The organism is Mesorhizobium sp. M1A.F.Ca.IN.020.06.1.1, assembly GCF_004023265.1.
Classification (GTDB): Bacteria; Pseudomonadota; Alphaproteobacteria; order Rhizobiales; family Rhizobiaceae; genus Mesorhizobium.
On the sequence record NZ_RZSR01001193.1, the window covers coordinates 1 to 1,530 of the forward strand.

A 1,530-nucleotide genomic window follows, 5' to 3' on the forward strand; every position below is an offset into this window, starting at 1 on the left:
GTCCGCTGGCCCAGAAGGGCCTTGTCGCCAATGCGCGACTGCTCGATTCGAAACAGTCGGTGGCGGACCTGCAGGGCAAGATCTTGGATTATGAGACGGCCATCCTCACCGCCAAGCAATCGATCAGCAAAGCTGATCAGGACGCCATCGATGCCCGCAACACGCTCAATTCCAACCTGGCCGCGAGCCGGCAGCAGGCCGAGGCCGACCTGAACGAGGCGACGCTGAGGACTGCCATGCAGAAGGGCCTGATCGCCGCGGCCTCGGATCCCGCAATGGCGGCTGCCATAACAGGCGGCCAGGAACCGGCCCTGCTGTATTCGCTGGTGCGTGTTGCCGACGGCAAGACCAGCGAGATCGACGCCAAGGAAGACACGCCGGTGCTGCCGGGCGACGTCATCAAGGTGAAGCTGGCGCCGAGTGCCGGCGGCCCACCCATGGCCAGCCAGTAGCCGGGCGCCCGGGCCTCGCTCAGCGCGGTCCGCGGGAGGAACAAGTCAGGCTCGTTCGCGCCAAGGTGCGGGCGAGCAATCTGTTTGGACCGCTTGAAGGCATAGAATGCAGCCTGCCGCTCCGCGTCACGTCTACCTGAACCTCGACGCCATCCGCGGCGTGGCGGCGATCAGCGTGATGCTCTATCACTTCTCGCCCTTTCTGGCCGACGGCAAAGTGCTGCCGTCGAGCTATCTTGCGGTAGACCTGTTCTTCCTGCTCAGCGGCTTCGTCATCGCCCACGCTTACGACCGCAAGATCGAGAACGGCATGGGCTTCGGCACCTTCCTGGCCATCCGCTTGATACGCCTCTACCCGCTCTACCTCGCCGGCACGTTGCTCGGCTGCTTCTATCTGCTGGTCAAGAACAGGCTGATTGCGACAGAATACATGCCGTTGTCGGAGATCGGCACGCAGCTCACGACAGGCATGCTCTTCATTCCGCTGGTCGGCGATGCCTACCATACGATCTTTCCGCTCAATCCCGCTTCGTGGTCGCTGTTCTTCGAGCTGATCGTCAACATCGCCTATGCCGCCGTCTTCTTACTGCTGTCGAAACGTGTGCTGACGGTGCTGGTAGCCGTCAGCCTGGTGCTGCTGATCGTCGCCTCGGCACTTGCCGGCACGCTCGATTTCGGCATGACCGGCAAGACCATCATCAGCGGGCTCCCGCGCGTGTCGTTCTCCTTCTTCCTCGGCGTGCTGCTCTGCCGGTCGATGGCGCACTACCAGGATGGCCTCGGCTTTCTGCGGCGGGGCTGGTGGGTCGAGGCCGCGATCCTGCTTACGCTGATCGTCTTCGCCATCGCGCCTGCGGGTGCTGCCGGGCGTGTCGCCTACGACCTCGCCTCTATCGCCGTCGTGTTCCCGCTGATGGTGGTGACCGGCGCGGTGGCACCGACGGCGCCGCGACTGGCTAGCTTCTATGGCTGGCTGGGGCGGGTCTCCTACCCGCTCTACATCATCCATACGCCGATGCTGATGATCATCGCGGGGGCCGGCAAGGCCGCGTCGGTCGACCCGTTCGCGCATCATCCC

At 64.2% G+C, this 1,530-nt stretch carries 1 protein-coding gene and 1 pseudogene; both read left to right on the plus strand.

Features of this window, described 5'->3' with window-relative positions; all coding sequences use genetic code 11:
- Positions 1-452, plus strand: a pseudogene (locus EOA60_RS32375) (sugar ABC transporter substrate-binding protein); the annotation flags it as partial.
- 106 nt (positions 453-558) lie between these two features.
- The coding region (locus EOA60_RS32380) for an acyltransferase (protein WP_164899749.1) at positions 559-1,530 on the plus strand (972 nt) is incomplete at its 3' end.